Below are 8,660 nucleotides of genomic sequence, written 5' to 3'. Positions count from 1 at the left end.
CGGGCCCGTGAGCGGGGCCGGTGGTCGCCGGGGCCGGTGGGGTGCGGACGCGGGACCGGACGGGCGGACGGGCGGACGGCCGTGAGCTTCCACGGCGTCGGGGTGAGCGGGGTGCGCGGCCGTGCGCCTGCGGGCGGGGTGGAGGCCCCGGGAGGTCCGCGCTCCGCCCGCGGCTCGCCGGGTCCCGGCGGTCCGTGGACGGGCCCCGGCGGCCCCGGGCGGACGGGCGGGGTTGCCGGGGCGGAACCGGGCGGCAGGAGAGCCCGTGGAGCGCTCCGCTCTCCCCGCGGGACGTCCCCGCCCTGGGCGACGGGGACCGGGCCGACCCGCCTCGCCGGCCCCGGGCGGCACGGACGTCGTCCGCGGACCGGTGAGCGGGACGGCTCCTTCCCCCCGAAGGTCACGGCGTGCGGCCGGGGAGGGGCCGCCGGGTGCTCAGGCCGGTTCGTCCTTGCCCGCGAGTCTGCCGAAATCGCGGTCCGGGAGCGGGGGAGGGGCGGCGACGTCCAGGCCGTAGTGGTGGTAGAGCTGGAGCTCCTGCTCCGGGGAGAGGTGGCGGCCGACGCCGAAGTCCGGGGCGTCCTTGATCAGGGCGCGTTCGAAGGGGACGTGTAGGGCGCCGTCGATCAGTTCGCTGGGCTCCAGGGGGACGAAGGCGTCCCTGCTGAACAGTCCGGTGCGTATCGCCGCCCACTCGGGCACTCCGGTGGCGTCGTCGAGATAGACCTCGTCGATCGTGCCGATCCGGGTTCCGTTGCGGTCGAACGCCTTGCGGCCGATCAGGTGGCGCGGATCGATGTCGGTCTGCACGGGCCCTCCACTGGTCGCACACTCATCCGTAAGCACTACGAAAAGGCACAATCGGCGGAGCGGCCACTCGAAAGTCCCGGTGCGGCGCTCGCTGGTACGCTGGCAAACGGCTGCTGACCCCGTGCGGGAGAGTCCTCCGGAGTCCACCGGAGGCGCCGAAGGAGCAAATCCTCCCCGGAATCTCTCAGGCCCACGTACCGCACGGACGAGGTCACTCTGGAAAGCAGGGCGGGTGTCGACGGCTTCCGCTCTCACCGACGGTGAAAGCCGGACGCCTTCGGACGGTCCGGTGAAGCTCTCAGGTTGAGATGACAGAGGGGGAGGCCGTCCGGGCACCAGCGCCGTGGTGCCCCTCGAAGGTCGTCAGACCAGGAGGCCTCCGCAATGACCGTCCATCGCACTCCGCTCTCCGAGCTCGAACAGGGAACGCCCTTCGAACAGCGCCACATCGGCCCCGACCACGAGGCCCGGGCCAAGATGCTCGCGCAGGTCGGTTACGGCTCGCTGGACGAACTGACGGCCGCCGCGGTCCCGGATGTGATCAAGAACGCCGACGCGCTGGACCTGCCGGGGGCGCGGAGCGAGGCCGAGGTGCTGGCCGAGCTGCGTTCGCTGGCCGGCCGCAACGAGGTGCTCGGCTCCATGATCGGGCTCGGGTACTACGGAACGTTCACCCCGCCCGTCATCCTGCGCAACGTCATGGAGAACCCGGCCTGGTACACGGCCTACACGCCGTACCAGCCGGAGATCTCGCAGGGACGGCTCGAGGCGCTGCTGAACTTCCAGACCACGGTCGCCGAACTCACCGGCCTGCCGACCTCCGGCGCCTCCCTGCTGGACGAGGGGACCGCCGCCGCCGAGGCGATGGCGCTGTCGCGGCGCATGGGCAAGAACAAGAAGGGCCTGTTCCTGGTCGACGCGGACGCGCTGCCGCAGACCATCGCCGTGATCGAGACCCGGGCCGAGCCGACCGGCGTCGAGGTCGTCGTCGCCGACCTGAGCGAGGGCATCCCCGCCGAGGTCGCCGAGCGCGAGATCAACGGCGTGCTGATCCAGTACCCGGGTGCCTCCGGCGCCGTGCGCGACATCAAGCCGGTGATCGACCGGGCGCACGAGCTCGGCGCGCTCGTCACCGTCGCCGCCGACCTGCTCGCCCTCACCCTGCTCAAGTCGCCCGGTGAGCTCGGCGCGGACATCGCGGTCGGCACCACGCAGCGCTTCGGGGTGCCGATGGGCTTCGGCGGGCCGCACGCCGGATACATGGCCGTGCAGGAGAAGATGGCGCGCAGCCTGCCCGGGCGGCTCGTCGGCGTCTCCGTCGACGCGGACGGAGACCAGGCCTACCGGCTGGCGCTGCAGACCCGTGAGCAGCACATCCGCCGGGAGAAGGCCACCAGCAACATCTGCACCGCCCAGGTGCTGCTCGCCGTCATGGCCGGCATGTACGCCGTCTACCACGGCCCGCAGGGGCTGCGGACCATCGCGCGGCGCACCCACCGGTACGCGGCGATCCTCGCCGAGGGGCTGCGGGCCGGCGGGGCCGAGATCGTGCACGGTTCCTACTTCGACACGCTGACCGTCCGGGTCCCGGGGCGGGCCGCCGAGGTCGTCGCCGCCGCGCGCGACCGGGGCGTCAACCTGCGTCCGGTCGACGCCGACCACGTCTCGATCGCCTGTGACGAGACCACCACCCGCGACCGGCTCGCCGCCGTGTGGGGCGCCTTCGGCGTCGAGGGCGACGTCGAGGCGCTGGACGCGGTCGCCGAGGACGCGCTGCCGGACGCGCTCCTGCGCACCGACGAGTACCTCACGCACCCCGTCTTCCACCAGCACCGCTCCGAGACCGCGATGCTGCGCTACCTGCGCCGCCTCGCCGACCGGGACTACGCGCTGGACCGCGGCATGATCCCGCTGGGCTCCTGCACCATGAAGCTCAACGCGACCACCGAGATGGAGCCGATCACCTGGCCCGAGTTCGGGCAGCTGCACCCCTTCGCGCCCGCCGAGCAGGCGCAGGGCTACCTCACGCTCATCCACGAGCTGGAGGAGCGGCTCGCCGAGGTCACCGGTTACGACAAGGTCTCCCTCCAGCCCAACGCCGGCTCCCAGGGCGAACTGGCCGGCCTGCTCGCCGTACGCGGCTACCACCGGGCCAACGGCGACGAGCAGCGCACCGTCTGCCTGATCCCGTCCTCCGCGCACGGCACCAACGCCGCCAGCGCCGTGATGGCCGGGATGAAGGTCGTCGTCGTCAGGACCGCCGAGAACGGCGAGGTCGACGTCGAGGACCTGCGGGCGAAGATCGAGCAGTACCGCGACGAGCTGGCGGTGCTGATGATCACGTACCCCTCGACGCACGGCGTGTTCGAGGAGCACGTAGCCGACATCTGCGCGCAGGTGCACGAGGCCGGCGGCCAGGTGTACGTCGACGGCGCCAACCTCAACGCGCTGGTGGGCCTGGCCAAGCCGGGGCACTTCGGCGGTGACGTCTCGCACCTGAACCTGCACAAGACCTTCTGCATCCCGCACGGCGGCGGCGGACCCGGCGTCGGCCCGGTCGGCGTACGGGCGCACCTCGCCCCGTACCTGCCGAACCACCCGCTCCAGCCCGAGGCCGGCCCGGAGACCGGTGTGGGGCCGATCTCGGCCGCGCCGTGGGGCTCGGCGGGCATCCTGCCCATCTCCTGGGCGTACGTCCGTCTCATGGGCGGCGAGGGGCTCAAGCGGGCCACGCAGGTGGCGGTGCTCAGCGCCAACTACATCGCCAAGCGCCTCGAGCCGCACTACCCGGTGCTCTACACCGGCCCCGGCGGCCTCGTCGCGCACGAGTGCATCATCGACCTGCGCCCGCTGACCAAGGCGACCGGCGTGAGCGTGGACGACGTGGCCAAGCGGCTGATCGACTACGGCTTCCACGCGCCGACGATGTCGTTCCCGGTGGCCGGCACGCTGATGATCGAGCCGACCGAGTCCGAGGACCTGGCCGAGATCGACCGGTTCTGCGAGGCGATGATCGCGATCCGCGCGGAGATCGAGAAGGTCGGCTCCGGCGCGTGGCCCGCGGACGACAACCCGCTCCGCAACGCCCCGCACACCGCCGCCGCGCTCGGCGGGGAGTGGGAGCACGCCTACGGACGCGAGGAGGCCGTGTTCCCGGCCGGGGTGAGCGCCGCCGACAAGTACTGGCCGCCGGTGCGCCGCATCGACCAGGCCTTCGGCGACCGGAACCTGGTGTGCTCCTGCCCGCCGCTGGACGCGTACGAGGACTGACCCACCGGAAACGGAAGGGCGCGAAGGGCTCCGCTGCGGCCGCACGGCCGGGCGGGGCCCTTCGCCGTGCGCGCGGGCCGCCGTGCGCTACGCCGGGTACGCGTGGGTCTGCGCGGCCTTGACCGCCGCCCACACCGGAGCGCCCGGATGCAGGTCCAGCTCGGCCGCGGCGACCGCGGTGAGGTCGGCGGTCAGGGGGAGTTCGCCGGTGAGCTCCGCGCGGACCTGGTCGCCGTGCGGCTCCAGGCCGGCGACCTCGCAGCGCCAGACGTTGCGGGCGCTGGAGCCGGTGGGGCGGTCGCGGTGGAGGGTCACGGCGCCGGGCGGGAACGCCACGAACGCGGGGCCGGAAAGGTCCTCCGTGGTGCTCACCGCGGGGCCGGCGTCGAGCCGGACCGTGTGGCCGTCGGCCCGCCCGCGGTACAGGTTGAGGCCGACCAGCTGGGCGACGTACTCGGTGCGCGGGTGGCGGGCGATGTCGGAGGGCGTGCCCTCCTGCACGATCCGGCCCTGCTCCACGACGATCAGACGGTCGGCCAGCACCATGGCGTCCAGCGGGTCGTGCGTGACCAGGACGGCGACGGCCTCGAAGGCGGCCAGATGACGGCGGAGCCCGGCCCGCACCTCCAGCCGGGTACGGGCGTCCAGGGCGGCGAGCGGCTCGTCCAGGAGCAACAGCCGGGGGCGGGTGGCCAGGGCGCGGGCGAGCGCCACGCGCTGGGCCTGGCCGCCGGAGAGCCGACGGGGCTTGGCACCGGCGTGCTCGGCCAGACCCATGCGGTCCAGCCACTCGGCGGCCAGGGCGCGGGCCTGTGCCTTGCCGGCGCCCCGGCAGCGCGGTCCGAAGGCCACGTTGTCGAGGGCGGTCAGGTGCGGGAAGAGCAGGTAGTCCTGGAAGACGACGCCGACCGGGCGCGACTCGGGCGGCGTGCGGCGCAGTTCGGCGCCGTCCAGCCGCAGATGGCCCGCCGTGAGGGGAGCGAGGCCGGCGAGCGCGCGCAGGGCGGTGGTCTTGCCGGCGCCGTTCGGGCCCAGCAGGGCGACGACGTCGCCGGGCGCGGCGGTGAGCGCGATGTCCAGGCGGAAGGCGCCGCGATCGACGACGAGCCGCGCGTCGAGGCCCTCGGCGGCCGGTGCGGGCGCCGGGCCGGACCTCTTGCCGGGGTTCTTCCCGAGGTCTTCCGGCGTGGTCTCGGGCATGGGATCAGACCGTCCTCATCCAGCGGTCCCGCAGTCCGGCGAGCACGGCGACGGACACCGCCAGCAGCACCAGGCTGAGGGCGATCGCGGCGGCCGGGTCGTTCTGCAGGGCGAGGTACACCGCGAGCGGCATGGTCTGGGTGCGGCCGGGGAAGTTGCCGGCGAAGGTGATCGTCGCGCCGAACTCACCGAGGGCCCTGGCCCAGGCGAGGACGGCACCGGCCGCGATGCCCGGGGCGACCAGCGGCAGGGTGACCCGGCGGAACGCGGTGAACCGGGAGGCGCCCAGGGTGGCGGCCGCCTCCTCGTAACGCGGGTCGGCGGCCCGCAGCGTGCCCTCGACGCTGATGACGAGGAACGGCATCGCCACGAACGTCTCGGCGAGGACGACGCCCGCGGTGGTGAAGGGCAGGGTGATGCCGAACCACGCGTCCAGCCACTGGCCGACGACCCCGTTGCGGCCCAGGGCGAGCAGCAGGGCGACGCCGCCCACCACCGGGGGGAGGACCAGCGGAAGCGTCACCAGGGCGCGGACCAGGCCGCGGCCGGGGAACTCCGTACGGGCCAGCAGCCAGGCCAGCGGGACGCCGATGACCAGGCTCAGCGCGGTCGCCGCCGTGGCGCAGACCAGCGACAGGCGCAGCGCCTGCCACACCTCGGGGCTGGTCAGCTGCTCGGGGAGGCTGCGCCAGGGAGCCCTGAGGAGGAGGGCGAGGAGGGGGACCAGGAGGAAGGCGAGGCCCAGGAGGGCGGGCGCGAGGAGGAGGAGGGGGACGCCGCGGCCGGGGGTGCGCGGGCGCGCCGTGCGAGGGGCCTTCGCGGTCGGTGTCCCGTTCCGGCCGCCGTCGGAGGGCGGGGCGAGGGCGCCCGGGTCCGGCGGGGTGCCGTGCCGGCCGGTCATGGCGCGAGGAATCCGGCCCCGGTCAGGACCTTCCGGCCCTCCGGCGACTCCACCAGGGCGACGAACGCCTTCGCCGCCGTCGGGTTCGGGGCGTTCTCGAGGAGGGCGATCGGGTAGTCGTTGACGGCCTCGGCCGACTCCGGGAATTCCACGCCCTCCACCCTGTCACCCGCGGCCCTCACATCCGTCCGGTACACGACGGCGGCGTCGGCCTCCTTCAGCGCGACCTTCGTCAAGGCGCTCTTGACGTCCTGCTCGTAGGAGACCGGCGTCAGGTCGACGCCGGCGGCCGTGAGGGCCGTGTGCGCCGCCGCACCGCAGGGCACCGTCCTGTCGCACAGCACGACCTTCAGACCGGGTGCGGCCAGATCCCTCAGGGAGCCGATCCCCCGCGGGTTGCCCGGCAGGGTGGCGATCTCCAGCCGGTTGCGGACGAACGTGCTCGGGCTGCCCGCGGTGAGCCCCTCGTCCGTGACGGTCTTCATCGTCCTGGTACTGGCCGCCGCGAAGACGTCGGCCGGGGCACCGCCGGAGATGCCGGCGGCCAGGGTGTCGCTGCCGCCGAAGCTGAAGGTGACCGTGGTTCCCGGGTGCTCCTTCTCGAACCGCTCGCCGAGCGTGGTGAAGCCCTCCTCGAGCGAGGCGGCCGCGAAGACGGTGACCGTCCCGGAGGGGCCGTCCCCGACGGACCCCGAGGTGTCCGCGCCGGACGCGGAACAGCCGCCCAGTGCCAGGAGGACGGCGGCCGCGGCGCCGGCGGTCCGCAGGCGCCGCCGGGGGCGGTGGGCGGAACGGGTCATCTCGGTGGCACTCCCTCTGCGGGCCGGGGGAGGAGCGGACACAGCCCTCCCCTGCTGATGATACTTACGCATCTGCCAGGGAGAAGGCCCCTGTCATATCGCACGAGCCAGGGAGGAGCGCTGAAAGGCTGGCATGTGCGTTCGTGCGGCGGGTCCCCGGCCCGGTCAAACGCGGTCGATGTGGACGTTCGTCGACTTCACGCGTGCGGTGGCCTCCATGCCGACCTCGAGGCCCAGTTCCTCGACGGCCTCCCGGGTGAGCAGGGAGACGAGGCGGTGCGGGCCGGCCTGGATCTCGACCTGGGCGGCGACGTCGCCGAGTTTGATCGCGGTGACGATGCCGGGGAAGGCGTTGCGGGCCGAGGTGTAGGGGGCGTCCTCCTCGGCGGTGCCCGCCCTGGCGAGTTCGACCGAGAACGCGGCCAGGTCCCGGCCGTCGATGAGGCGCCGCCCGCTGTCGTCGCGGTGGGTGGTGATCCGGCCCGCGTCCGCCCAGCGGCGGGCGGTGTCCGGGCTCACGCCGAGCAGTCGCGCTGCCTGGCCGATCGTGTAGGACTGCATGGCGGTCACGATAGGGCGGTGCGGGCGGCCCGCGGGGTCCCGGGTGCGGTGCGGCGCTTTCGGAGCCTTCCGGAAGGCGGGCGCCCGCGGGAGGGCGTCGCGGGACGAACTCCCCGCGCGGAAGGGGGCGGAGAGGCCGGGCGTCACTCCTGCCGGGCACCGGCTCACGGTAGGTGGTCCGCTCCGGACACGCGTCGGGGCCGGGTCGCAGGAGGTCCTGCGGTCCGGCCCCTGGCGTCCCGGGGCGGGCCCCGTCGGGCCCCGTCGGGCCCTGTGGGGCTCAGGCGGTGGTCAGACGGGCGCCCCGGGGGCGCTGCGGGGCGATGGCCCTGCCGTCGGGCAGGAGTTCACCGGTGTCCTCGAAGAGCACGACACCGTTGCACAGCAGGCTCCACCCCTGCTCCGGGTGGTGTGCCACGAGACGGGCGGATTCCCGGTCGGCGGAGTCGGCCGAGGGGCACGGTGACTGGTGCTGGCACATGGATGGGTTCTTTCGCTCTGTGGTGACCTGTGGGACGTCTGTCGTGTCAGTTCCGCGGCGTGAAGCTTCGTTCATGGCCGCCCCCCGTTGTGATAGGTCGGTCGGAAACCAGTGTTGCCCCGCGGACGGCGATCCGCAGGGATTTCGCGGCACCACTCCTCACAGGTTGATGACGCGTCACCCGCGCGGGCGGTTCAGCTCAACTGCACTGTCACTTCGGGTGGTTCGGCGTGGTCGGATGGGGCTAGTCCGGTGCCGCGGAGAAGTTTTCCGGGCTCGTGCGAGCCTCTTCGCGCTCGGAAGAGCAGGACGGTGGGGCGGGGAAAGGGTGGGGAAACGGCACGTCCCCCGCCGGCCCGGATCGCGGGCGGCGGGGGACGCGGAGCCGGAGTGCGCGGGGCCTCAGGCGGCGGGGGAGTCGAGCAGCCGGGTGGGCGTCACCCGGTGGGTCAGTACCGGGAGCAGGTCGGCGACCCGGTGCGGGCGGTGGGCCGCGATCCCGGGCGGTGCCGGAGCCAGCGGGACGAGCAGGTCGGTGGCGGCCGGATGTCCGGTGGCCGCGTCCGCGGTGGGGTCGCCGTGCAGCCAGAGCGTCAGCATGTAGAGCCCGGGCACCGACAGCAGCCGGGGCTGGTAC

At 73.8% G+C, this 8,660-nt stretch carries 7 protein-coding genes, 1 pseudogene and 1 riboswitch; of the genes and pseudogenes, 1 reads left to right on the top strand and 7 read right to left on the bottom strand.

Annotated features, from left to right (window positions below):
- Positions 1-435 precede the first annotated feature (435 nt).
- Positions 436-810 carry a PRC-barrel domain-containing protein gene (locus B7L92_RS28400; RefSeq protein ID WP_043495410.1) on the bottom strand — a complete coding sequence of 125 codons (375 nt, stop codon included), beginning with the start codon at positions 808-810 and terminating at the stop codon, positions 436-438.
- A 114-nt stretch (positions 811-924) separates the two neighbouring features.
- Positions 925-1,020, top strand: a riboswitch (glycine riboswitch).
- 174 nt (positions 1,021-1,194) lie between these two features.
- On the opposite strand from B7L92_RS28400, the gene gcvP reads away from it, so the two are divergent.
- Positions 1,195-4,080, top strand: a complete 2,886-nt coding sequence (gene gcvP, locus B7L92_RS28395; protein WP_081240247.1) for an aminomethyl-transferring glycine dehydrogenase — start codon at positions 1,195-1,197, stop codon at positions 4,078-4,080.
- An 87-nt stretch (positions 4,081-4,167) separates the two neighbouring features.
- Here the strand turns inward: gcvP and B7L92_RS28390 are convergent, their stop codons facing one another.
- The 6 genes and pseudogenes from B7L92_RS28390 to B7L92_RS28365 all read right to left on the bottom strand — a co-directional run.
- Positions 4,168-5,280 carry an ABC transporter ATP-binding protein gene (locus B7L92_RS28390; protein ID WP_081240245.1) on the bottom strand — a complete coding sequence of 371 codons (1,113 nt, stop codon included), beginning with the start codon at positions 5,278-5,280 and terminating at the stop codon, positions 4,168-4,170.
- Positions 5,281-5,284: 4 nt separating this feature from the next.
- Positions 5,285-6,181, bottom strand: a complete 897-nt coding sequence (locus B7L92_RS28385) for an ABC transporter permease (RefSeq protein ID WP_081240243.1) — start codon at positions 6,179-6,181, stop codon at positions 5,285-5,287.
- Complete coding sequence (modA, locus tag B7L92_RS28380) at positions 6,178-6,981, bottom strand: molybdate ABC transporter substrate-binding protein (RefSeq protein ID WP_081240240.1); 804 nt, start codon at positions 6,979-6,981, stop codon at positions 6,178-6,180. The genes B7L92_RS28385 and modA overlap by 4 nt, the downstream gene beginning before the upstream one ends.
- Before the next feature lie 165 nt (positions 6,982-7,146).
- Entirely contained in the window at positions 7,147-7,542 is a 396-nt protein-coding gene (locus tag B7L92_RS28375; RefSeq protein WP_081240249.1) for a TOBE domain-containing protein, read from the bottom strand.
- Positions 7,543-7,822: 280 nt separating this feature from the next.
- Positions 7,823-8,023 carry a DUF5999 family protein gene (locus B7L92_RS28370; protein WP_004990908.1) on the bottom strand — a complete coding sequence of 67 codons (201 nt, stop codon included), beginning with the start codon at positions 8,021-8,023 and terminating at the stop codon, positions 7,823-7,825.
- 402 nt (positions 8,024-8,425) lie between these two features.
- Positions 8,426-8,660, bottom strand: a pseudogene (locus B7L92_RS28365) (hypothetical protein); the annotation flags it as partial.

The organism is Streptomyces viridosporus (assembly GCF_002078235.1).
Lineage (GTDB): Bacteria > Actinomycetota > Actinomycetes > Streptomycetales > Streptomycetaceae > Streptomyces > Streptomyces viridosporus.
Note: the sequence above shows the minus strand (reverse complement) of the source record. Positions and strands in the feature narration are given on the sequence as shown.

Bases quoted from the DNA above. Each gene is read 5' to 3' on its own strand.
- B7L92_RS28375 (WP_081240249.1), bottom strand. From the start codon at position 7,542: ATGCAGTCCTACACGATCGGCCAGGCAGCGCGACTGCTCGGCGTGAGC.
- B7L92_RS28390 (WP_081240245.1), bottom strand. From the start codon at position 5,280: ATGCCCGAGACCACGCCGGAAGACCTCGGGAAGAACCCCGGCAAGAGG.
- gcvP (WP_081240247.1), top strand. From the start codon at position 1,195: ATGACCGTCCATCGCACTCCGCTCTCCGAGCTCGAACAGGGAACGCCC.
- B7L92_RS28370 (WP_004990908.1), bottom strand. From the start codon at position 8,023: ATGTGCCAGCACCAGTCACCGTGCCCCTCGGCCGACTCCGCCGACCGG.
- modA (WP_081240240.1), bottom strand. From the start codon at position 6,981: ATGACCCGTTCCGCCCACCGCCCCCGGCGGCGCCTGCGGACCGCCGGC.
- B7L92_RS28385 (WP_081240243.1), bottom strand. From the start codon at position 6,181: ATGACCGGCCGGCACGGCACCCCGCCGGACCCGGGCGCCCTCGCCCCG.